Origin of the sequence: Calothrix sp. NIES-2100 (assembly GCF_963875285.1) — a bacterium.
Classification (GTDB): Bacteria; Cyanobacteriota; Cyanobacteriia; order Cyanobacteriales; family Nostocaceae; genus Aulosira.
In genome coordinates this window covers 3,649,110-3,672,307 of sequence record NZ_CAWNLA010000001.1, presented here as the reverse complement: position 1 = coordinate 3,672,307, position 23,198 = coordinate 3,649,110, and the positions used below count along the sequence as shown (strand labels likewise).

Here is a 23,198-nt window from a genome sequence, read left to right as displayed (position 1 = left end):
AAACTGTAAGTTAAATTCTGGACAAACCTGCTCATTACTACCCAAAAATGGGTAGTGTTTGCCAGCTATGATATGATGAAATCAGGTAAAGCCGCCGTTAAATCGGATGGTAAGCAGTACTTTACCTATTTTTTTGGACAAGACAACGCCTAACAACGTTGATTCAACAGTCTGTAACAATTCGTGCATGTAATCCCAAACTTTATGGATGGGATAGAGGGATTGCCGTTTATCCCTGTAATTTTAGGACTTTGGACTAGAATTACAAATGTAAATGTCTAGCTTTGCCTACCTTTGGGTAGTTTTGTTCAGATTTTTACAAGCGGTAAAGAGTCAAGATGATGAAAGGGAGACAAGGGGGACAAGGGGGACAAGGGAGACAAGGAGGACAACAGAGAGATGGAGAAGCAGGATTATTATTCAACGACTCTATTGCCCCCTCTGCTTCCTCTGCTTCCTCTGCCCCCTCTGCCCTCTTATCCCCATTCATCGGAAAATAATACATGCAGACGGTTGAGGAGTTTAGCCGACTTGGGTGTGGATGGCTTGATGGTGGGGGCTTTGGGTTCGCTGTCAGTAATCCAAATATTTACAGTTGCAGCTAACCCTGGCATATCACCGTTATTTTGCCTAAAAGCTTGTGCCTGGATTGTATGCTTACCTACACTCAGGTACCAGCCATCGGGTAGGCGGTAAGGTGCATTAACTAGTCGGCTAACCTTCGGGTTATCATTAGGTGCAGTATAAGTAAATACTACACTATCTACCGTTGCTGGGACAGTCAGAGCGGCGATCGCATATTGATAGTCAGCATTAAAGTCGGAGATTTTGAAAGTGCGATCGCCTGACAATACAATCTCTTGATTATTGTTCATATTTAACAAACTCAACCTCACCGCACCAAAGGGAATGGCAATATGTTTGGTGACTGGCTGACTACTACAACCACCGAGGGTAGGCGGTGTGTTCACCTGCAAAGTAATAGATTTCTCATCACTAGCTACCCACTTGTTGAAATCATAGCTGTAGCTGATGATGAATTCACTATTACCGGGATTGCTGGGATTGCTGATACCATCAGGGTATTCCCAGACAAAATTAAAAGATGTCTCTGTTGGTTGAATATTAAAGACACGAACAGAGAAACCTTGCGCATTGATGTTGGCAATCTCTATCTGAAAGTCAGCCACAGGTAGAGGATTGATTGTCACCGTGCGGGTAAGGGTATTTTCGCACTGAGTTTGGCGATCACGAATCAGTGCTGTAATGATTAAGGTTTGCGGTTCACCCGCAGTTGCATAAAGGCTGGGATTGAGAGTATTTGTGATTGTGTCGTTGATTGTTACCTCAATTAACTCAAGCGTCTTTGGTGTCTCATCAGCCAGTGTTATTTCTACGGGGTTTGCATTGCAACAGAAGTTTTGTCCATCGCTAATTGATAAATTGGCTGAGGGTAAGGGGTTAATGATGACGGTACGGGTGAGGGTATTTTGGCATTGAGTTTGGCGATCGCGAATCTGTGCTGTAATGATTACAGTTTGCGGTTCACCCGCAGTTGCATAAAGACTGGGATTGAGAGTATTTGTGATTGTGTCGTTGATTGTTACCTCAATTAACTCCAGCGTCTTTGGTGTCTCATTAGCCAGTGTTATTTCTACGGGGTTTGCATTGCAACAGAAGTTTTGTCCATCGCTAATTGATAGATTGGCTGAGGGTAAGGGGTTAATTGTTACCGCCGATGTCAGGGTATTTTGGCACTGAGTTTGGCGATCGCGAATCTGTGCTGTAATGATTACAGTTTGCGGTTCACCCGCAGTTGCATAAAGACTGGGATTGAGAGTATTTGTGATTGTGTCGTTGATTGTTACCTCAATTAACTCCAGCGTCTTTGGTGTCCCATCAGCCAGTATTATTTCTACGGAGTTTGCATTGCAACAGAAGTTTTGTCCGTCGCTAATTGATAGATTGGCTGAGGGTAAGGGGTTAATGATGACGGTACGGGTAAGGGTATTTTGGCACTGAGTTTGGCGATCGCGAATCTGTGCTGTAATGATTACAGTTTGCGGTTCACCCGCAGTTGCATAAAGACTGGGATTGAGAGTATTTGTGATTGTGTCGTTGATTGTTACCTCAATTAACTCCACCGTCTTTGGTGTCCCATCAGCCAGTGTTATTTCTACGGAGTTTGCATTGCAACAGAAGTTTTTTCCATCGCTAATTGATAGATTGGCTGAGGGTAAGGGGTTAATGATGACGGTACGGGTGAGGGTATTTTGGCATTTGGTTGTGCGATCGCAAATCTGTGCTGTAATGATTAAGGTTTGCGGTTCACCCGCAGTTGCATAAAGGCTGGGATTAAGAGTATTTGTGATTGTGTCGTTGATTGTTACCTCAATTAACTCCAACGTCTTTGGTGTTCCCGCAGCTAGGGTAATTTCTTGTGGTGTTGCATTGTGACAGAAAGTTTCACCTTCAGTGATTGATAACTCAGCCACAGGACGAGGATTAATTATTACAGTGCGGGTAAGAGTATTTTCGCATTGAGTTTGCTTACTGCGAATCAGTGCTTCAATTTTCACCTGCTGCTTGTCCACAGCTGCATAAAGACTTGGAGTTAAAGTCTTCGTCTGTGTACCATTGACCGACACCTGGATTAATTCGACATTCTCAGGTGTTCCCTCAGCTAGGGTAATCTCTACAGCATCTGCATTGTAACAGAAGTTTTGATTTTCAGTAATTGATAAATTAGGTCTCGGCAGAGGATAAATGGTTACAGTCATTGTATCGTAGGTGTCATCTACCGCATAAGCAAAAGTAATTGCTACTTCTAACCCCTTCGCTAAATCATCTCGACTAGCTTGGTCAATGCTACTGGGTTGAAAATGTTGTTTGGTTTTATCAAACACAACTCCCTCACCCTTGACTGTCCCACCCTCCGGTTCTAAGGTGAATTGGTACATCTTGCGATCGCCTTCACAGAAAACTGTTTTTTCCAGTAGAATGAGCGGGCGCGATCGGGCTACTACATAACTGACTGCGGGTGCGTCGCTACCGCAGCGATAGGGGAGACAAAAATCTGCAACAACAATATCTTTTCGCTTCTGCAATTCTGGAAGCAGCTTCTCCAAAGAGGAGATTAATTCTGGTGCTGGTAATTCATTAGGCGAAGAAGGTGGCAAGAAAGCATCTGTTTTGATAGTTTCAGTGCGTTTGGTTGCTTCTTTATAGCCATCAGGGTCTTGATCAATCTTCTGAAGGTTATCAGCATCTTCACCATCTACATAAACCAAGATAAAAGTGCCACCTTTAGGAACCCCACCTAAATGTTCGATACCGGGATGCTGTTGGGCAAATTTATCGAACAAATGCAGTTTCATCAGTCGCTCTAATCGCTGCTGATAAGCGTTTATCAGTCCTTTGATGTCAAAATAGTTGAGTTCTTCAGCGGCATTCGAGTTACCCATGTGGTAACTGTCGGTATTAAATGTGTCAGGCACATCTCGCAGCAAACTGTAAAGAGTCTCGAAGTCCTGAAACTCCGATTGTTTGATGATTGGTGGATTGTCTCGCTCAACGCTAACAGCAAAATGATTTAAAGAAAGTAAAACAATGGAATACTTCCTTGAAGGACTGCCAGTCTTAGGAGCAGGGGGTGGTAAGTTTACCTCATACTCTGTTGAGAGCTTGAGGTGATAATGAACCGGGCTGCTGGACGAATCTTTTACTAAACCATAAGTGATTTTTCCTAGGGATAGGCAGGTTGCCATCTCTTTGGCGATGCGTTGCTTTTCCTTGTTAATGGCATCATCATTAGAAAGTCCAGAAAAGTTGATAATGAGGTCTTCAAAGTTGTCGAGGCTTTCATCAGTGCTGGAAGTTTGCGTAACGTAGCGGGCAATTTCGGCTGTTTCGCTACGCACAAACAGCCGAAATTGCTTGTCTGTATCGCCTTTTACAAATTCATAAGCTTCTGGTTTCCGGGCAATCTCCAGAATGGGATTAAATAATTGGCTGCTAGTGATGGCGGTTAAACCAGGTTGGTCAAAGAAAACCTGTTTTAGTGTTTGCAGAAAAACATTTTTTGGCGTTGCGTACTTACTCCAAATTTTCTGGAAAGTATCATTTATCCGGCTAAAGTCCGCTTCGAGATCATCAAACTGGCCAGAGATGTTGAGATCCTGGAGACTAGCTTGGCTACCAAGCTTGAGGGTAATGACATCAAACGCTAGGTTATATCGCTGTCGATATTCCTGGATGTATTTGAGTGCATCACCGTTAGCCTTGCCGATATGCCCCTCAATTCGGTAAAAATTATAGGCATCCAGCCGATAGGTCAAATCATTGAAGACATGAGAATTTTCTTTTGGATCATTTTTAGGGTAAAAATAAGCAGGATGGCGATCGCTCCTCCCTTTGCGGTAGGCATCGTAATTCCAGTATTGATATAGGTTTGGATAATGCAAGTAGTAAGGGATTGCTTGCTCGCTGAGGGGTGCTGATTGGTCTTTACTGGGGGTTATTTTGATTGGGGTATTGTAAAACGGTAGTAGATAAAAACTGTCTTTTGCACACAATTTTAAAAGCCGTTCATAAAGATAGCGAACTTGCTTAACACGAACCTGATTACTGTTGTAGATCGGGGGTTGGGTAAAATGACTACGATAGGCATAAGGTGCTGCATATACCTCGGTTGCTTGGCCAGGAGATGGAACCAGCCCCAGCATCAAAAATCTCGGAAATCGCTGAGTATCAGGTGTGCAGTCATCCATTAAATCAAAAGTAGCCTCAGCTAATTCATAGTAAGCTGCAACCAATAGACTGAGGTAATCGTAAAAATATTGTAGAGTATAGGTCGATTGAAGTTGTTCAGACTTTAATGTTTGTATTTCTTTATTAATCTCCTTTACCTTGATATGGTCTAATAGATTTTCTAGCTTGATACCTTTGAATAAATATTCGAGGTTTTCCTTCAGCTGACTGAAGTCATTACCAGACTTAGGTTGAAAAGCAGTAAAGAAAGGTGAGAATAGCCAAAACAATTTGGGAAAAGCCTTATCGATCGCCGCGATCGCATTTTCACAAATCAGGTAATAATTTTCCCGAAAAGTCTTGTAGTCATTAATTTTCGTCAAATCTACGCTCTCATAAGTATTATATTTGACATAACCAAACCGCTGAACTTGGGGAGCAAACTCTTGGAAAAAGTGGTTGCGGAGTTCCAAAACTTCTTGAATAGCGAACTTTTGCCAAGATTGTGGCAATTTTTCCCTCTCATAACCTTGACGTAGCAAGCGTTCAGCACTGAGATTATTTTTTGGAGTCGTGAGATTTTCGGATTTAGGCAGCAACAGAAAGCGCAACTCAAAATTCCGCTCCTTTCCGCCATCGTCATAGTTTATTTGGTTATATTGTTGACGTGCCTCGTCTTTCCAGTCATAGAGAATGATGAGTACCTGCTGCTGCCATTCATAGTCACTGAGTGCCGTCAAGGGGATAATCTTTTTTGGCTGACTATTAGCTTTCTCGGCTGGGATCAATTCTCTGACATTATAATAATCTTGGGAGGATTCGCTAGGAATAAAGAGATTTTTAGCTAGCTTAACTTCATCTTGGTAATGGGTAAAAATCTTGTTTGTTTCGGCGTTTTCTTGATTGCTAATCGCTGGGTATTGGATACAAAAACCGTCCGAGGTAATACCATAACCAGAACTAATCGAGATTCCGGCTTTGTTGTCTAAAGTCTGCACCTCTAAACCGCAGACAATTCCCATGCCAATCAGGTGGGTGCGAGTTAGCCGATTCAGCCCATCGAGGTAACTAACCAGATTATTGAGGTCATCTTTTGTCAACACCTGATTAGGCGTAAAGATGGGGTAGCCGGTTGGGTTGATAGTGTCCATAGCTTTAATCATTTGCAGTTCCTAGGGCAGTCTGGTTGAGAATAATCGGCTGATTTGGAGGGTTACTTGCCTGGGAGTTGTCGTACAGGATACCCTTGGGGTAAATACTACGCAGTTGGGGAATGATTGCCAGTAGATCATTGAGCGCCCCAGTCAAATCACACGCACTGCCATAGCAAGCATCTAGGGCTAGTTGCTCCAGCCACTTATGATAGGCTTCTTCAAACTGGCTCATTTGGTGCATATCCAGCCAAGCAATTTTTAGGGCGATATGAGCTGGGGCTTCCAGTCGCAGGGTACGTTCGACAAATCGACGAAAATCTAGATTACGAAAGCGCTTTGGCCAGTAAGGCAGAATGATGCTGATCCAAAAAGAGTAGGGATCTTGCCAAGTTAAATTCGGCTGTTCTTCCCCTGGTTTTGGAGCATCATCCGCAGTGACAAATATGGGCAAAAAGTTTTCTGTGGGGGTTGTCAGTTCCCCAGAAATAGACACAGATAAATTCTTTTGAGGACGAAGGAGAATATGCTCTAACACATGGAATCCTTCATCATTGATGCAGGCTTGTATTGCAGTAATAGCTTCATCTCGGTCAGATTTACTGGCATAATACTGAGTAGCAAGGATTGGCTCTTGACCCTTGGTGGTCAGTTTCCAGCCATAGCGCCCATTGTCACCATCAATCAACCGGAAATTATCCTGATTTTGAGCCATTTCTAGCAGTATATTGCCGTGCTGCCAAGCCTTTTCCAGACTATCTTCACTTTGCAGACTCTGTAGTAGGCTCTGCTGGTTGTTGTCATAAATCTGGCCGACAAAGGTAGAATTGCCAGTATCTATAACTCGATAATGACAGAGGTTGCGTCGCCGCACGTCTTCAAAACCCAGTAAGCGAGAAGCCCGCTTTTGGAAACCCGACACATTTTCGGTGTCCCATACTTGTTTGCAGTAATTGAAAGCGCGGAAGCGATCGCGGCTCAGGGTGGGATAATCTTGTAAAAATTGGGCTTTGTCGTGAATCACCTTAACTTCATCCTTCACTGTACCCTGACGTTCCTGGATTATCCGGTAGTTAATTAGCACATAATCAGCAAAAGACTCAGCAAAACGTCCCAGCAAATGATCGAGAAAACGGTTACGGCGATCGCTGTAAGTCTGTGGTTCTTCGGTGATAGAGTTGAGAAATTTCCGATATTCCCTGAGAGCGGGGACTATTTCCTCTGATTTTGGGTCATTAACATCCAATTTGGGATTTTTGAGAATTTCCTCCAATCCTGGAAAATCCATAATCTGCGCGAATCCAGGAAAATCAAGCAACTGAGTAAAATAAGTGTGCCCTTTTTCTTTGGGACGATTCATGTGGTCATTTTCCCGTTCCTGGGTTTCGTCTACTTCCCAGGAAAACAAATCGCGCACATGGGCAAGTTGGACTAAATAGTTAGCAAGCAACTGATCGAAAAATACTAGGTATCCTTTTAACTGACGGGCTTGAGCTTTACGTAAAACTGTAGCCGTTTGCGGTAGCCCATCTTCACCAATGCCATAGGTAAGGGGAAAATCATGCTGAATTGAATAATGGTCAGATAAGTTATAATAACTACCGTTAGGTACTGATAAATCGAGTTCGTTATCCTGACGAAACACCTTAATATGTGCAGCCTGTTGTTCATAATAGCGGCGTTTGACCTCATTCCCATCTGCTGGAATCGGCAGCATACCCTTAAAGAGGGTTATTTTTGACTGTTCAATCCCCAAAACCGGACTATAACCTTTCGTTAGTTGTAAATGCCAGGAACTTTGGGACTGGGGTAAACCATTGATGTAGTTAGCAATACTCAATCTCCTCACCGCCGCCACACCTGGTATTTTCAGAATTTCCTGGTATAAATCCGAGGTGTAAATCATCGGAGATAAAGTCAGTGCTTTTAGCTCGGCGGTATCAATAAAGCCATGACTATTGTAATCTTCATCGGCGTTCACAGCATCGATCAAGCTATACAGGGCTTGATTCCGCTCCATCGCTGTAGCATAAACCTGGGGATGGCTTGCCAGTAACTTAATTTCTTTGTATAAAGCGAAACTGTAATGATTATTACCCTCAGCATTATCAATCAGCTGATAATTAGAGAGGTTTCGGCTGAGAGTCAGCAGTTCATCAAAGGCTGCACTTGCCTTTGTTTCATCTTCGTAGTCGATTGCAGCTTCCAATAAAGGTAATTTATGCTGACTAATCAGTTTGTATTTATAATAGATTTTGGATTCATTGTTGACCTTAGACTCGCGCTTAATTAATTGACGCTGGATTTTTTGGCTGTGGAGGAAAGAAGGTCTACCAGCAAAGATTTCGGCTATACTTTTACCCTTATCCAACAATTCTTGCAAGGTATAAAACCGCAACCGAGGTGATAGAAAAGCCTGTATCCGGACATAAATTTCTACCAATACATCTTCAGCATCAGCATCAGTTTCTAGCTCAATATCGCTACATAAAGCAATTTCTTCTTCACCTAAAACCACAATATCATACACATCTTCGCAGAGATTACGGTAGTGACACAGCACTGCTTTGACTTGATCAAGGGTGTCTGAGCAGGAAAGGTAAATCTGCCCACAGGCATTTCTGCGATATTTCCAGTCTATGTCAATATAAACGGTATAAAGCCCACGGGGATGCAGACGCGGCGCGTTCTCCTCTGTTTCATCATTGGGAGGATTGTGTAGCAGCTTGCTATTTACATAATCTATGTAGATAGGTGGATGATAAGTTGATACTTTTTTTGTTGCTGCTTCCGTTGTTTCTTTTACGACTTCTTCTGTAAACTTTTCCACCCAAGCATTACGGACACCAGGAATATCAATCAGACGCTTGCGTAAATCCAAATCGGTGACAGGATTACAGGTGAGAATTTCATCGGGGGTAAAAAAGTTATTCTCTTGTTGCTGAGAATCGGCGGGATTGAGTGCTAATAAATCTTCAATATCTAAGTTATTGCGATAGCCCAAATCCGTGACAGCGTAGCACAGCACCTCTAGGATAGTCACACCAGGATCGTGCAGATTATAGTCCGTCCAAATTTTTCCAGATAGAGCTTGTAGATGGTTAATCCCGATATCTCGCAAGGTTTGAAAATTCAGGTAATCGGGAAATTCCGGGTGACGTTTCGAGATGCTTGGGTATTCCAGCATAGGTTTAAGAAGGGAGAAAGGGAAAAGGGGAAAGGACTTACGCAGTTGTCACGATAAAATAAGACTTTGAGATTGCTTGCAGACATCGCAATGACGTAAATCTGTAGTTCTTGTGTAAGTCCTGGGGAAGGGGAAAAATAGTGATTTTCATCCTGGGCTAGCAAAAATGTGATAAATCGAACCACCAACCAACCACACAAGTGCGATCGCTATTCCCAAAGTCAGTAATGTGATGTAATTAAGCAATTGTTGCCAACGCAATTCCATCTGCTGTTTATACTCAGTAAATTCTTTGCCCAAATTTGTTAAATCCCGTTCGAGCTTGTCTACTTTCTGCTCGAGTTCCTTGAGTAGCGATCGCCATTTATCACTTTTATCTGGCTCCTCTCCACCTTTGGCACAGATTTCGTTGTCAGCGATCATTTCCCAGAGTGCGCGTTCATAATAGACAACATCACCTTTTTGATAAGTCTGGTGAGGTTTCCACACCCCATGAAATTTATCCTCTTTTTTATTTAGTAAAGAAGTAATTAACTCATGAAAATGTGTCACCGACAGATAAGTATTACTTGTGAATAAAATATTAAGTTCATTGCGATTTTTTAAAGTCATTTTATTAACAGTTGTGCTTAACATATAGGACTCCTATTTGATTTTGATGAAGCTAGATACACTTTTATTCCTTCTTTCCTGTTAAGAGTTAAGAGTTCACTCTCTACATCATATATTCAGGAATCAAATCGTACTACTATAGTTAAAAATTGGGTTGATTGTTGTTTATAATGTTTGGTTTATAGCTCTGAATTGTCAAAATTAAAGGTTTAAAACCTTACCCGTTATCACCTGTTGCCTGTTGCGTTTCCGACTGTTCTGGTTGTAAAATAATCTTCCCTAATGGCTCATATCCAAGAGTTCCAGAGAAGAATTTTTGATTATCAGCAAGTGTAATTGCTTCATTAATAATGTGAGTTGAACTAGTGCTGGCAATTGGTACTGAGGTGAGTATCGATCGCGCAGTTGAGGCGATCGCCTCCCGGACATCCCGTTGGTTTTCATGGTGCATCTGAAAATCCACAACATAGTCAACGTAATATTGCTGTTCAACAAAATTGAGAATAGAAGAACGGTAAATAACACCTCCAAAATTAATTTCTGCTTGAGGATCGATTGTCCAGGGTGTGAGAAAGTTGATAATTCCTCGATCCAATTCCTGGCGATAATAGCCAAAGTTGACGTTATATGCAGATTTAAACTTGACCGCAAACTCCACCTGGATATGCTCGTATATCGGATTCACAACCTGAATATCTGCCCAAGGGGAACCAAGAGCGAGCAAATATTCTTGAATTTTCTCGAGCAGATTAATGTTGACTTTGGGTTCCAGTTCCTGGGAGATGCGATCGGGCGATAATTTGGGAATCACCACCAAAGTTACAGTTCCAGGTACCAGTTCCTGAAACTGCTGATCCTCATCTACCTTTCCGTGGTTGATGCAACGTACCTTATAAATTTCCGGGAATTTTTCTAACACCAAGCGCTCATAATCAAAGATGGTGACAGCCCGACCTTTATGACGCAGGTGTTCGCTGATGCGGGTATAAAAATGACTCGGCTGTTCCTTAACCTTACCACCAAAGGAATTATAGGGTTGCTCAATTTTTTTGATTGCTGCTGTGGGGACAGCTAATTTGGCGATCGCACCCGATGGTAAAGGGGTGGCTAAATGGTTGGGATCGTTACCGACATCAAAAAAAGTTACCCGTGCAGCTTGGGTATGGACACCAATAATTTGACAAATAGCTCGACTACCTGATTTCACACTGGCTTTAATCCAGTGTAAATTTGGGTCAAGGATAGTATTGTTTTTGCTAATATCCCCGGGAATCCCCAAGTTGATGATACCAGAACTAATTAACCCATTAGTAAAATCGCTGACGATGCGATCGCTCAGGGATATCCAGTGATTATCTTTAAGGTAGTACCAATCTACATTTACCCTTGCCAAATTTGTGTCTGCACTTTCTTCCAGCACCTGAAACAGCAACGGTAACGCCGTAGGTGGATCGAGGTTTTCCAATCCGATCAGTAATTCGCCCTCATTAATAAATTGCGGTAAAAAATCTGGTTGTTGCTCATCCCAAGGAGCAAACCCCGCAAATGGGTAAAGATGGAATAGCGTGCAATCCTTTTGCTCTGCTATTGCTGTGTATTTGAGAGAAATTTCCTGAATTACAGGTGTATAAGGTTCGTTGATTGTAATAGGTGCGACATTTTTATTTTTTGGTAAATCATCATCACCAGTCCGCCATCGTTTGAAGGTGGAGGTTTTCTTTTGTTTGTCGTCAACTGTCACCACTTCATAAACAGCTTGATTCACATATTCCCCAGCCTGAAAATTTTTCGCTGAGGCTAATGTTTGGATGGTATATTTAGGAGCAAACTCATCGTGTAGAAAACTCTGCTTGAGTACGAAACGCAAGAAACCAGCATCGGTTTGTAGATTAAAGCTAGTTAAGTTGTCAATTTGATCGCCAGGTATAGGTGTTTGGGAAGCTGTCCTGTCTGCAAGAATGCGATAATCCTCATCTGATGGCTCAAAAAGGTTGTAGTCATTAGGTAAACTTTCTGATGACCAAGTGCGGTGAGTGAGTCGCTCCACCTTTGCCGCAAAATTCTTAAAGTTAGGCGAATTTGCTTCTCCCTCTAGATAATACCCACGATAATGAGTAGATAAATCAGTAGGTAATCCTTGCCATAAAATTTTAATTTTGAGTACAGAAAGATTTTTCTGAAAAACCTCCTTACTTCCTACATAAAAAGTTGCCCCTACTTTTGGGCTGACACCAAAGGGTTGAAAAGGTTTTGTGGGATTGATAATGGATAAATCATTTTGCAACACCAAATCACGGACTTCTATTTCCTTTGTACTGATAGTTAACCCGGTGAGTTTGAGATTGCGAAAATAACTATAAGCAGATAAACCATTTACTAGCACCTCATCTTGTAATTGCAATCTCGCCACGGCTTGATTGATCGAGAGTTTCGCTCCATCTAGTTCGGGATGGTAAATCTCGATTGGTTCCTTGTCAGCGCCAAGATTCACTGCCAATTTGAGGATTTGACCTTCTAGACTGGTTTCGCTAGTTTGGGATGGGAGAATTTCCCCTTTTATCCAGCCTTTTTTACCACTAAAATCAACAGTAAAAATATTCGCTAAATCGCTGGTTTTCAGCGTTACAGGTGCTTTGTCAAAAGTCAGGGTAAAAACTAGGGTACGGCTTCCTTCCCGCAGATAAAAAATATTTGAGGCGATCGCTAATCCTAACTTCCCGCGATCGCGTTTTTGATCGCCAAAAGGCAACCATGCTTTAACTGCTTGTTCTTTGGGAAAATCCCCACCTTTACCATCAAATGAGTTAACCTGGGGAGAGATGTGCAAACCCAACAGATTTTTTGGTTCCTGACCACTAGCAATTTCTTGTGAGTTTAAAAATAACCCTTTCAGACTAGCTATTTGGGCTTTGTGGATGACAGTTTCGCTATCCAGTTTGTAAGATAGCTCAACACCACTAGCATCAATACCTGCGATTAGGCGAGTTTCTCCATCTAGCTTATATTCTGTTTGTGATTTAGCCAGTTCAAAGATTAAGTGAGCATGGTCTGGTTCAGCTGGGCGATCGCTTAGGTGCAGCACTTGACGATAGAAAAAGTCAAGGTGTCTCTGGGTCATGCGATTCAGGTCATCTCTGGCTGGTTGCATCACCTCCCAAAAAGCAAAATATAAAGATAGGTGGGGCGGATGATCCTGTCGGTTTTTCAGGCTATCGCGGAGATATTTAGGAGCCAGTTGGATGATCTGGCGGTAATTTTGAAATAGCGTCTGAAATACAACGTCTAATTCTGCTCGGGCTTCTGGGATTGTCCCAAGCAAAAGTATTTGGGCAGTCTCTACTTGTGAACTAATTTGCAGATCAAATTCCTGAGCAAAATCTTGATAAAACTTTATTGACGATTCCTGAGCTATTTGTTCAAAAGACTGTATTCTCTTGAGAGCTTCCCTCAGATTTGTTTGCACCAATCCTTTAATCGTAGACTTTAGGGAAGTATAGGCTTCCAAATGCCGATGCCAATCCCAGATTTGCTGCAAAAGGTTATGCCAGGTAGCTATTATCGGCTTCAGAGTCTCAGGCAACCGATTTTTTAGAAAATTATCTAAATTTGCTGTATAGTCGTCTTTAACTTTTTCAGGACGGGTTTTACTAATCAAGGCGATCTGCACGGGAGTGCTACCAGCAAAAAATTCTTGCCAAGAATACGGCACAAATTTTTTGTTCTTATCTTCATAGTAATTTTTATTCTCGGTGTCGTAGTAACTAACTCGCTGACTAAGTTTGTGAGCAAAGACCAGAAAATCAGCCAAATCGCCCTCGTCAACCTTGACATAATCGGGTGATAGGGCTGGAATCTCTCGCTGATCCTGGCTCACACCATCGCGGATTAATGGATTTTTCGGTGGCTCGCGGCGGATGTTCATGGGTTTGGGGACTGAAAATCAAACATTGGAGATGCTCTCTACTTGCAGCCTAACAGGGACTTCACCTGTGCTAGCACCTGGAAGCAGGCTACCAGTACTTTCTTCCAGGTAGAAGGGATAGACCAAATTAAAGCGAGAATTAGTATTAATAATTGTGTAATCTATGGTGAGATTCACGCGCCCCTGTAATTGTTCATCAAGGCTAAGGTCTAGCCCGTTGAGCAGAATACGCGGTTCGTGATAAAGAATAGAAGTACGCAGTTGTTCTTTGATACTGCTGGTTATGGTGGGGCTGAGAGGTTCAAAGAGAAAATTTTGCAGATTACAACCGTAGCTTGGCTGCATCACTCGTTCTCCCAGGCTGGTGGATAACAGAATTTGCAAGCTCTCACAGATATCGTCTTCCGCACTCACTAGTTGCACACTTCCTGATGCTGTATAAAAGGTGGGAGGAAATCCCCAACCAGTTCCCAAGAAGGCTTTGTCGTTGTTTTCCATGTCAGGCTCCGGGTACTCCAATTGGCGGTGATGGGGGATAGGAGGGCAATTATTGGGGTGACGCTCGTTCCTCGCTACCGCTTCGCTAACGATACCCCGATAATTGCCAATTCATTGGTTTTTGATTTTCTTTCTAAGACTACGGATAAATTCACGAATTACCTCTGTTTGAGTTCTATCTTGTTGTTGGCAGTAGGTTTTTAATATTTCCAACTCTTGCTCTGGGAGTCTAATATCTATGCGAGTAGTCATACAAAAGTACGGATTAATGCTGTACAATAGTTATATGCTACTAACTTACCAGTTCAAACTCAACCCCACTCCCGAACAAGTTATCATTCTTGAGACTTGGGGAGAGTTGCTGCGTCGTCATTGGAACTACGCGCTAGGGGAAAGACTTGACTGGCTAATGCGTACAAGGTCACGGATAGACCGATGCAGCTTAGTTTCTGAACCAATTGGGGAGATACCAGAGAAAGCAGATTACTACACACAAGCAAGTGACCTCAAACGGACTAAAGAACTATTCCCCGACTACAAAAACATCTATGCCGACTGCCAACAACAAAACCTGATGAGATTGGACAAGGCGTGGAAACGATGGCTAACACCTGATAAGAAGGGTAAAAAGGGAGGAAAACCACGTTTTAAAAAGCGTGGTGATATAAGTTCATTTACTTTCCCGCGTGTTAATTCACCCAAAGCTGGCGCACATCTGGTAAGTAATATTCTTAAATTATCCAAGATTGGTGAAGTCGAGGTTATCTTGCATCGTCCGATTCCAGATGGTTTCGAGATTAAACAAGCAACAATTTTAAGTAAAGCTGATGGTTGGTATGTCAGTTTTTCTTTAGAAGATAAAACTGTTCCTGATTCTTTATCTGTTGATGAAATTAAGTCTGCCACAGGTATAGATGTCGGGTTAGAGAAATTTTTGACTACTGCTGATGGAGAAAGTATTGAAGTGCCGCAGTATTATCGCAAGGCACAATCAAAATTAGCACGTATTCAACGCCAACTTGCTCGTAAGGTCAAAGGGTCTAAAAATTACCAGAAGCAATCTAACAAGGTAGCTAGGCTTCACTTGCACGTTGCAAGGCAAAGAAAAGAATTTCATTATCATGTCGCTCATTGGTTGGTTAACTCTTATGACTTAATTGTTTTTGAAAACTTGAACATTAGAGGATTAGCTAGAACACGACTAGCTAAATCAATACTAGATGTTGCCTGGAGCGCGTTCCTCCAAATTATGCAAGCAGTAGCGGTAAAACGCGGCAAGCTGACACTTGGGGTTGACCCTAGAGGTACGAGTATTAATTGTTCGAGTTGTGGTGAGAGGGTCGAAAAAACTCTCTTCATTCGTGTTCATAGTTGTTCGTGTGGATTGGTCATTGACCGCGATTGGAACAGCGCATTGAATCTTTTAAAGCGTGGATCGGTTGGACTACCGATTTCTGGCTGTGGAGGCTTAGACAATAGTCAGCCCGTGAAGCAGCAAGTCTCATTTGTGAATTTGAGATGCTCCCGCTACATTGCTTGCAATTAGCGGTGAAAGTTGTCACGTCAGCCTCCGATCAGTACGGTGAATGCTCCTAACACAATCGAGCCTCCGTGAGATGTGGTATCTCCAATCCGAGCGGCGGGTTTTCCCCCGATCGTCACGGTTGTCGATCCCAGGATGATGGCATCTGGTGGCCCAGTACAGGTGCATGTATCACCCACTACAGCGGCTGGTATCCCAGCAATTAAGACATTTGGTACTCCTGGACTTACGATCGGGCCGCCAACATGGGGGACAACCCCAGTTACCATTGGACAGACATGCATATCAGTGAGGCGAGCAGCAGGTTTTCCCATAGGTTTTTCCTTTTTGAGTAGAATTAATGGTTCGGTTTATCCATTAATTAATCTGTACTAACGAGCCTTTCAACACCGCGATCGCACCTGTCGAAACTTCAGCCCCAGCATTACCTTCAGCTTTAAATTGAGCATTGGCTTTAGCATTCACATTCAAACCCTCAATACTGGTATCCTGTGTTGCTTTCAGCGTCAGCTTCCCTGTAGCCTCTAGGGTGATGTCTTTGGGACTTTTCATGGTGATACCGCGATCGTTCATAGTCATGGTATTGCCGTTTTGGTCTTTCAAGGTAATACCCTTATCCTCGTCGGAGATGATAATTTTGTTACCTCCTGGTGTTTCTAAGGTGATGATTTTCTTTTCGTCATCAAAGCTGACTTTCATTTGAGAACGGGTAAAAAAGCCCTTGTGATGATTCTCGTCAGCAGCTTTTAGGGGTGCTGGCTTAGCACTGCTGTTGAGCATCCCCAGTACGATAGGGTCGCGGGGATCGTCGTTGAGAAAGCCCAGGATAACTTCGTCGCCAATTTCGGGACGAAAAAAGGAACCGCGATTTTTCCCCGCATCTAAGGTGGCAATCCGAGACCATATTCCCTCGCTTTGAGAGTCAATAATCGGCGCTTTGACTAAGATTCGGTCTTCGCCGTTGGGGTCACCCTGCAACTGCACCACCACCCCAATTTGTAAGCCGTTGACACCAGGAAGTAGCCCTGATGCTTGTTTATCTACGATGTCTGTTTCCTGGTAAAACCACTGAGGTGCAAAACCAAGCTGCATATGGGTATACCAGGCTCCGCCAATCATCTCGTGCCGAACACCGGAGACGTAGGCTAACCCATTGAAGCGTTTACCTAACCCTTTGAGTTCAATTAAGGCATCAGGTTTGGCATCGGGGTAACCGACGGTCTTTACCCGTCCTTGAATCTTGGCTAACCGACTTTTCAGCAGTTGAGCATCAGCCCAGGCTTTGAGTTCTGGCTGTTGTATTCGACCACTGTGACGTAGTTCCCAGGTGCTGAGAGCGATCGCATTAGCCAATGTCTTACCTGACAAATTGCCCTGTTTATCGATGTTTGGCTCGCTCCCTTCTTCCTCAACCAATGTCTGATCGGTATAGCTCCAAGCCGTTGCTTTTACAGCTTGATACTGGTTTCTAGCATCCATTTCCGCTTCAAACTCCAGTAAGTTCCCACCATAAGTCAGGGTAACTAAAGGACTACCACTGGTGTTTGGGGCTTTCACCTGCAATTTGCCTTTATCCGCAAGCACAATCTGCCCATTTATCTGTGCCCGTGACAGAATAAAGTCCCAATCAGTAGCGTAGTATTGGACAATTTCTGGATGCTTGACCTTGGTAGCTTCCACTTTTGAGGATATACCACTGTAACTGCTGATAATTTGTGCAATGGCATCGCTGTCTTTAACTTCAGTAAAGTATCTACTGTGGCGACCGATGGTTAACTTTGTGGCAACATCTTTGCAATCGAGGATGAGTAGAGAATCACCATTTGCACCAACTTTAATTGCATGTTTAACAATCAGCCCTTTAAACATCCTCTTATCCTTGCCATCGTAACCGATGGCAATTTCCACTTCCTTACCTGGAATCAGGTCAGGAGCCTCGCTAGCTGCAAAGGTTTCTTCTGCTGTTGCACCATCCCGCAGCACAACTTTTGCTGTTGGCACTCGGTTAACTGCTCGGTTAACCGTCAGAGAAAGCACGGTATACTCATTCGTGATGTCTTTACCCTCAGAGAGTAACGTGAAGGTGGCAACATTGTAGAGCGAATTTTCCGGAATGATTAGATCGCTCATGGTTCCGTTTTTTCTAGTGGTGGGAATCTTAAATCGGAGTTGGTCACTAAACGGCGGAAATTCACCAAACCGTTAACTTTGGCAATCTGGAGATAATAAGATGGGTCGTCATAGATGCGATAAGTCATCAAGGGCAAGGTGTCACCTGCTGTTACCTTGCGCTGGTGGGTGAGATCTGGAGATTTTTTGTTTTCTTCTCGCAGTCTCCGCTTCATCTCGACATAGCTGCTAAAAGTGGCTTTCAGCTCGGCTCGCAGGGGCTTACCATCCGGAGCAAAGAGGGTGTATTTAATCTCGATATTGGTCAGGAGACAATTAAAGCCATACTCGCCGTAGCCAAAAGAAAAGTCCCCCCACAACAGACGCAGAAAATTAGGCTTGTGGGTCTCAGGATTCATTTTGTAGGTCAACCGGAAAAATTCCTGTAGTTGCCCGACAACATCTCGGTGAAATTTCCCAGAATTTTGCTTGTCAGGGACTACACCAGTGCCATCCAAGGTAAAGTCAAGCTTAAGTTCTTGCGGTCGAGTGAATTTATATTTCAGATCGTTGTGCTGAGAACCCTGGTCTTGGCTGCGGTTGTATTCGATGTGACACTGTTGGGAAAACTGCTCCGGATTGATGGGTAGATCGAACGCCCCGATCTTGCTTTGATAGCGATCGTCCTTATATGCCTCAAGCCTAACTTTGGTAAGTTCACCTGTTTTGGCGGGTTGGCTGAACATGAGTTATCGCTCCGATTTTTCTTTGAGAATTGCCAGTACCTGTTCTACGCAGGCAGCAATGATATCAGCTTGGTTATTTACATTAGTGCTGCTTTGTGCTGACCCTTGATTTGTGTTTTGTCCCTGCTCCCCATCATTGACGGAGGCTTTGATCACTAGTTCTCGGATTTCTAGAGGCATTGGAGAACCCTCCTAATTTTTTGAATGATTGCTACTTCATCGGCTCGAAATAGCTGTAGTTAAGTTCCATCGATTCAATCGCGATCGCATTTTGTTCAGCATTGAATTCTGAAACAGACCACTTTTTGGGCCAAGCATTGATCACTTTCCAAGTCATTAAGGGTTCGCTCTTTTCAGGGGGTTTTTGGGTATCGGAGCGCTTGAGATATAAGAGATGCACCACTATATTCATGGGCTGGATGTCAAAGTTAACAATGGCATCCATGCACCATTTCGACAGCTTTGAGTCCTTCACTAAGCCTCGCTTGAGAACCAGTGGAGTATATTTACTACGCACCGGAAGCGTATGCTCAAAGCGATTTTCGCCTCCTTCCTTCAAGGTCTCAGTCTGCATATCTACACTCAGTCCCGTCACGCTCTGAAATCCGGTTTTTACCTCACCTAATTTTCCGCCTTGAAAAATGACCTCAAAAAAGAAACTAACTGGAGGATAGGTAGGTGTTTTCATCAGAGATTATTTATTCTCAATAGTGAGTCCTTCGTAGACAATCTCAATGGTTTCGATCGCAACTTCGTTACCATCACTTTTAAGATCGGTGGAAGTTGCCTTCGTCGGCCAAGCCCGATTAACCTTCCAAACCACAACTGGCTCATGCTTCTCATTCAAGAGACTAATCGTCAGATCGCGACGCGTAATTGTGTTCAGAGCCACGGTATTCCACCAAGTGTAAAACTCGTTGTCCCCCTTGACAGTCCCCCGTTTCATTGTGATGGGGCCAAACTTCTGCATTCCAGGCATCTGTAGCTTGCTATATTGTTTCATATTTCCTTCACGGTATTCAATGGGCTGAGTTTCCAAATTGAGTCCAGAAACTTCGGTGAATCCTAAGCGTTTGCCGCCCCACTCTACTTGGAAATGAAACTTGGGTAATGGATAGTTAATGTCAGTCATAATTAGTTAATCAGTAAATGAGTAATTTCGATTGATTATTTATTTGTGATTATGAGCTAATTCGCTGATTAGCCCATGAGATGATTTGCTGGTCAGCTTTCCTGCATCTTGTGGGAGAACTTGAGGATGATGAATTCAGCTGGACGCACCACAGCCATGCCGATTTCGATGATCATGCGACCTTCAAGGATGTCTAGGGCAGTCATGGTTTCACTCAGCCCCACTTTCACATAAAAGGCTTGCTCCGGCTTGGCTCCAGCTAATGCACCAGCCCGCCATTGCAGGATGAGGAAGTTTTCGATCATGGCCCGTACTTTCACCCAGGTGTTGGCATCGTTAGGCTCAAAAACAAAGCCCTCAGTGGCTTTTTTGATCGATTCTTCTGCCATGTTGAAGAATCGCCGTACTGGGACATATCGCCATTCGTTATCGTTACCAGCCAGAGTACGGGAACCCCAAATTAAGGTACCTTTGCCAGTAAACGCCCGGATAGCGTTGATGGACTTGCCTGTGGTGTGAACGTTCAGCTGATCCTGCTGGTCATTTGTGATTTTGAGGGTAGGTTTGACTACTGAAGCCAGGGCAACATTGGCTGGGGCTTTCCACACACCACGAGCATTGTCGGTACTCGCATATTGACCCACCACTAATGGCGAAGGGGGGAGAACTAGAGGCATTTGATCAATTGCTGCTGTAATCAAGGCATATTGAGTGCCATCAGCGCCGGAGGTCGTAGCAGGGTTGAAGGTATTCATCTTACCTTCTTCCGTTTCAGCGCCCCCATTTACACTGCGGAAGATACTAACTTGATCCTCGTCGTAGAAATAGTTGAAGATTGTTTCAATGTTAGGGGTGTAAATTGCGCTGTATTTCAAGTTGTCCAAAGGTAGGCTTAAGTCCCGAAAAGCATTTGCTGCATCCAGGATGGTTTGGGGCGAGGCGAGGAGTTTGAGATCCATGACCGTAAACCGATCCTGTAACTTACCACACTGCTCTAAAGCGGCAGTCATTAAGCTAGCATAGTCAGCATCACTCAGACTTTGGCTTTCAGGAAAAACCAGCAGGGTAACTTCATCTTCCTTAGCAACTTCAGCCAGACCATTTCGCAGGGCGTTGACATCGATGGTGCCGCTCATCGGGCCTACTGAGACAATGTAGCAGGGACCGCCACCATTATCGAAAAAAGCCTGCATGGCGTAATACAGGTTGTTGGGATTGGGGGTGCCAATCCGGGCATTCACTTTGCGATCAATCAGTTTGCCATCTTTATTAGTGTCCTTGATCACAACTTGAATTGTCTTTTCACTGTTGGCTTTACCGAAAAATAATTCGTATTCCAGCAACGAAGTGATCCGTATTGGTCGCAGAATGGGATTAGCAGGATCGGCGTGAAAGTTTTCGACACCGTACTTAGCCATTTGAGTGTAGCCAATAAAGGCAGGAATGGCGGTTTCAACCTGGGCAACAGAGGGAGGGAATTTTGGAATTTCCTCGATATAAACGCCTGGAGTTTTGTAGGTACTTGCCATAGTTTTGTGCTTGGTAATTATGTGATTCGTTACAGATGTATATCAGAAAAAATGGCGATCGCTTCTTTCTCTGTTTCAGGATCAATCTGTGTTTCTGGCTTAATCAGCATCACTCCTGGTGCTGGTAGCAGATGGTCTTTACCGTCAATGAGTAAATACTTGGGTTGTCGCAGTAATCCCTGCGGTCGTTTAGTAAAGTAAGTTTTCTCATCTTTTAATTCAAAGTTAGGTAACTCGTCTTTGGTGAAGCCATGAGGCTTTTCGTAGCGATATCGCCAATGGGTGGCGCGGTTTTTAAAGCGGATGATATAGGTTTGGGGTTGAATTAGGGTCTGTTTGTTCTGAGGTTGCAACAGGGAAAAAGCTGATGGTACTAGCTGGGGATTCAGCAAGATTTCTACTAGCCCAAAGGCATTGGAAGCAGCCATCGGGTCTAATAGTACAAACTCATCTACCTGAGTACCATCTAGATATAGGCGATAGCGGCCTGGTATTTGCCCGGAAAAATTGAGGCTGGTGGCGATCGGCTCACCAGGAGTATGAGTATCTGGAACAGTAACTTCAAAGCTAAAAGATTTCTGTTTATTGACATCTAACAAGGTCAAACCAAATGTCTGATGAGGCGAGGCTCTAGGGATGGTATATGTTCGAGAAAGTCCTGATCGTGGTAGTTGGTCTAGTTCTGTCACATACTGACTCAAAGGCAAGGTATTCCAGTTTTTGACATCAGGCTTCGTACTATCAGAAGTATGATCGCGCAATGCTTCCAGAGTCTTACCATTGTGAGTTACCAATTGTCCCAGGTGGTATGTGGTATTGGCAGTGTAAACCGACAGAGGTTGAGTGAGGAATAAGGCATGACCTTGATTACCCGAGAGGTTGGAGAAATAATAAATTAGATGGCGAGGTATGCTCAGGGGTAGATTTGTGAAATTAGCAAAATAGCGATCGCGCACCACTAACCAAAATGTCAGCCGTTCAGGACGATTAACTGGTATTACAGTCCCAAAATCACTGGATGATACTTGTTCTACATGGGCAAAGATACTTGCACCCCTAGGCTGTGGGCGAAATATCCAATGTAGATTTCGCAATATCCGCAGACATTCTGGTGTAGGTACTACTGTCAATATCTCAGAAATATCATAATCAGGTGGTGGTGACTTAGGAGGATCGGGCTGGCCTAGGTAATAATCATGCCAGATATCCAAATCGAGGATTTTTTTGTATAGAACCTGCATAACTGGTTACCCCTCACTCATTAATAGAGATTCCAGAAATAACTTCGCTTTCGGCCTGCCGTTTTTGTGCTTCTACTGCTACAAGACGGGCACGATAGAGTACAAAGGGTACTTGTTTACCACCTAGAGATCCCCATAGTTGGTTAAGTTGTTCAAAGCTGAGGGAATATAGATCTGGTATGACTCGCACATTGCGCGAGATACTACCATTTCCAGGCGTAGAGGTAAATGAGATTTCCTGTTGCGACTGAAAAAACTCCACTACCCGCGTCAGCAGTCTCAGGGCTGTTTCATACTGATTATGTAATGAGCAAAAGAGAATAAATAGGTTGAGATTTACTGGAGGATTTTGGTAAATAGTGCGCCCGTTTCCTAATCGATAGTGACTGGCGTTTTTGAGGGTGGACTCTTCTTGGAGATTTACTAAACTCATCACCACACGCCCATTTAGCTGATTATTGGGTCCACCCAGTTCTTCGGCCATGCCAATGTTATCTATGACGACAACCTGACCTGGCCCAAGTTCTGGCTCAGTCTCAAGGATGTAACGTTGCAAAGCAACCTGTATTAACCTCATTGCATCAAATATCATAATCACTCGGTGAATGAATCAGCCGGATGCCTGGATGTTGGATTTATTACAGTAGTAGCCAAGAAAACATTAAGCAATTGATGAATAGATCCATCTGTTACTTAAGTTTTTCCAATTAGTAAGGTATTTCTGTTTTTATCAACTATTAAACTTCTTGCAAAAGTTCCACATTAATGAATAACTAAAA

At 43.4% G+C, this 23,198-nt stretch carries 16 protein-coding genes; 1 reads left to right on the top strand and 15 read right to left on the bottom strand.

What is annotated here, in order from left to right:
* Positions 1-476: 476 nt before the first annotated feature.
* The 6 genes from AACU32_RS15090 to AACU32_RS15065 form a co-directional block, all read right to left on the bottom strand.
* A complete protein-coding gene (locus tag AACU32_RS15090; RefSeq protein ID WP_096600762.1) occupies positions 477-5,912 on the bottom strand; it encodes a hypothetical protein in 5,436 nt (1,811 codons plus the stop codon).
* Positions 5,905-9,087, bottom strand: a complete 3,183-nt coding sequence (locus AACU32_RS15085) for a hypothetical protein (protein ID WP_339377913.1) — start codon at positions 9,085-9,087, stop codon at positions 5,905-5,907. The genes AACU32_RS15090 and AACU32_RS15085 overlap by 8 nt, the downstream gene beginning before the upstream one ends.
* 147 nt (positions 9,088-9,234) lie before the next feature.
* Positions 9,235-9,723, bottom strand: coding sequence for a carbohydrate-binding protein (locus AACU32_RS15080; RefSeq protein WP_096600760.1), 489 nt, complete (start codon positions 9,721-9,723; stop codon positions 9,235-9,237).
* Positions 9,724-9,916: 193 nt separating this feature from the next.
* The gene (locus tag AACU32_RS15075) at positions 9,917-13,621 is read right to left on the bottom strand and encodes a baseplate J/gp47 family protein (RefSeq protein ID WP_096600758.1); all 3,705 of its coding nucleotides are present in this window, start codon (positions 13,619-13,621) and stop codon (positions 9,917-9,919) included.
* A gap of 18 nt (positions 13,622-13,639) precedes the next feature.
* The gene (locus AACU32_RS15070; RefSeq protein ID WP_096600756.1) at positions 13,640-14,119 is read right to left on the bottom strand and encodes a GPW/gp25 family protein; all 480 of its coding nucleotides are present in this window, start codon (positions 14,117-14,119) and stop codon (positions 13,640-13,642) included.
* Between the two features lie 111 nt (positions 14,120-14,230).
* Positions 14,231-14,371: a ribbon-helix-helix protein, CopG family gene (locus tag AACU32_RS15065; protein ID WP_096600754.1), complete on the bottom strand. Its 141-nt coding sequence runs from the start codon at positions 14,369-14,371 to the stop codon at positions 14,231-14,233.
* 34 nt (positions 14,372-14,405) lie between these two features.
* Here AACU32_RS15065 and AACU32_RS15060 point away from each other — a divergent pair, with 34 nt between their 5' ends.
* On the top strand, positions 14,406-15,665 hold the full coding sequence (locus AACU32_RS15060) for an RNA-guided endonuclease TnpB family protein (protein WP_096608025.1): 1,260 nt from the start codon (positions 14,406-14,408) through the stop codon (positions 15,663-15,665).
* 17 nt (positions 15,666-15,682) lie between these two features.
* On the opposite strand, the gene AACU32_RS15055 is transcribed toward AACU32_RS15060, so the two are convergent.
* The 9 genes from AACU32_RS15055 to AACU32_RS15015 form a co-directional block, all read right to left on the bottom strand.
* Positions 15,683-15,976 carry a PAAR domain-containing protein gene (locus AACU32_RS15055; protein ID WP_096600752.1) on the bottom strand — a complete coding sequence of 98 codons (294 nt, stop codon included), beginning with the start codon at positions 15,974-15,976 and terminating at the stop codon, positions 15,683-15,685.
* 43 nt (positions 15,977-16,019) lie between these two features.
* Complete coding sequence (gene vgrG, locus AACU32_RS15050) at positions 16,020-17,792, bottom strand: type VI secretion system tip protein VgrG (RefSeq protein ID WP_096600751.1); 1,773 nt, start codon at positions 17,790-17,792, stop codon at positions 16,020-16,022.
* Positions 17,789-18,517: a CIS tube protein gene (locus tag AACU32_RS15045; RefSeq protein ID WP_096600749.1), complete on the bottom strand. Its 729-nt coding sequence runs from the start codon at positions 18,515-18,517 to the stop codon at positions 17,789-17,791. Before AACU32_RS15045 ends, vgrG begins: the two co-directional genes overlap by 4 nt.
* Before the next feature lie 3 nt (positions 18,518-18,520).
* Complete coding sequence (locus tag AACU32_RS15040; RefSeq protein ID WP_339377912.1) at positions 18,521-18,697, bottom strand: DUF5908 family protein; 177 nt, start codon at positions 18,695-18,697, stop codon at positions 18,521-18,523.
* A 31-nt stretch (positions 18,698-18,728) separates the two neighbouring features.
* Complete coding sequence (locus AACU32_RS15035; RefSeq protein WP_096600747.1) at positions 18,729-19,205, bottom strand: phage tail protein; 477 nt, start codon at positions 19,203-19,205, stop codon at positions 18,729-18,731.
* Positions 19,206-19,211: 6 nt separating this feature from the next.
* Positions 19,212-19,649 (bottom strand): phage tail protein, encoded by a 438-nt coding sequence (locus AACU32_RS15030; RefSeq protein WP_339377911.1) that lies wholly within the window; start codon positions 19,647-19,649, stop codon positions 19,212-19,214.
* A 92-nt stretch (positions 19,650-19,741) separates the two neighbouring features.
* Positions 19,742-21,178, bottom strand: coding sequence for a phage tail sheath family protein (locus AACU32_RS15025; protein WP_096600745.1), 1,437 nt, complete (start codon positions 21,176-21,178; stop codon positions 19,742-19,744).
* Between the two features lie 29 nt (positions 21,179-21,207).
* Positions 21,208-22,419, bottom strand: coding sequence for a hypothetical protein (locus AACU32_RS15020; protein ID WP_096600743.1), 1,212 nt, complete (start codon positions 22,417-22,419; stop codon positions 21,208-21,210).
* Positions 22,420-22,432: 13 nt separating this feature from the next.
* Complete coding sequence (locus tag AACU32_RS15015; RefSeq protein WP_339377910.1) at positions 22,433-22,996, bottom strand: DUF4255 domain-containing protein; 564 nt, start codon at positions 22,994-22,996, stop codon at positions 22,433-22,435.
* Between the last annotated feature and the right edge of the window lie 202 nt (positions 22,997-23,198).

What these genes read in the sequence shown, in the direction of transcription:
- AACU32_RS15090 (WP_096600762.1), bottom strand. Translation starts at nt 5,912, where the DNA reads ATGATTAAAGCTATGGACACTATCAACCCAACCGGCTACCCCATCTTT.
- AACU32_RS15065 (WP_096600754.1), bottom strand. Translation starts at nt 14,371, where the DNA reads ATGACTACTCGCATAGATATTAGACTCCCAGAGCAAGAGTTGGAAATA.
- AACU32_RS15075 (WP_096600758.1), bottom strand. Translation starts at nt 13,621, where the DNA reads ATGAACATCCGCCGCGAGCCACCGAAAAATCCATTAATCCGCGATGGT.
- AACU32_RS15080 (WP_096600760.1), bottom strand. Translation starts at nt 9,723, where the DNA reads ATGTTAAGCACAACTGTTAATAAAATGACTTTAAAAAATCGCAATGAA.
- AACU32_RS15025 (WP_096600745.1), bottom strand. Translation starts at nt 21,178, where the DNA reads ATGGCAAGTACCTACAAAACTCCAGGCGTTTATATCGAGGAAATTCCA.
- AACU32_RS15030 (WP_339377911.1), bottom strand. Translation starts at nt 19,649, where the DNA reads ATGACTGACATTAACTATCCATTACCCAAGTTTCATTTCCAAGTAGAG.
- AACU32_RS15085 (WP_339377913.1), bottom strand. Translation starts at nt 9,087, where the DNA reads ATGCTGGAATACCCAAGCATCTCGAAACGTCACCCGGAATTTCCCGAT.
- AACU32_RS15035 (WP_096600747.1), bottom strand. Translation starts at nt 19,205, where the DNA reads ATGAAAACACCTACCTATCCTCCAGTTAGTTTCTTTTTTGAGGTCATT.
- AACU32_RS15015 (WP_339377910.1), bottom strand. Translation starts at nt 22,996, where the DNA reads ATGAGGTTAATACAGGTTGCTTTGCAACGTTACATCCTTGAGACTGAG.
- AACU32_RS15060 (WP_096608025.1), top strand. Translation starts at nt 14,406, where the DNA reads ATGCTACTAACTTACCAGTTCAAACTCAACCCCACTCCCGAACAAGTT.
- AACU32_RS15020 (WP_096600743.1), bottom strand. Translation starts at nt 22,419, where the DNA reads ATGCAGGTTCTATACAAAAAAATCCTCGATTTGGATATCTGGCATGAT.
- AACU32_RS15070 (WP_096600756.1), bottom strand. Translation starts at nt 14,119, where the DNA reads ATGGAAAACAACGACAAAGCCTTCTTGGGAACTGGTTGGGGATTTCCT.
- vgrG (WP_096600751.1), bottom strand. Translation starts at nt 17,792, where the DNA reads ATGAGCGATCTAATCATTCCGGAAAATTCGCTCTACAATGTTGCCACC.
- AACU32_RS15040 (WP_339377912.1), bottom strand. Translation starts at nt 18,697, where the DNA reads ATGCCTCTAGAAATCCGAGAACTAGTGATCAAAGCCTCCGTCAATGAT.
- AACU32_RS15045 (WP_096600749.1), bottom strand. Translation starts at nt 18,517, where the DNA reads ATGTTCAGCCAACCCGCCAAAACAGGTGAACTTACCAAAGTTAGGCTT.
- AACU32_RS15055 (WP_096600752.1), bottom strand. Translation starts at nt 15,976, where the DNA reads ATGGGAAAACCTGCTGCTCGCCTCACTGATATGCATGTCTGTCCAATG.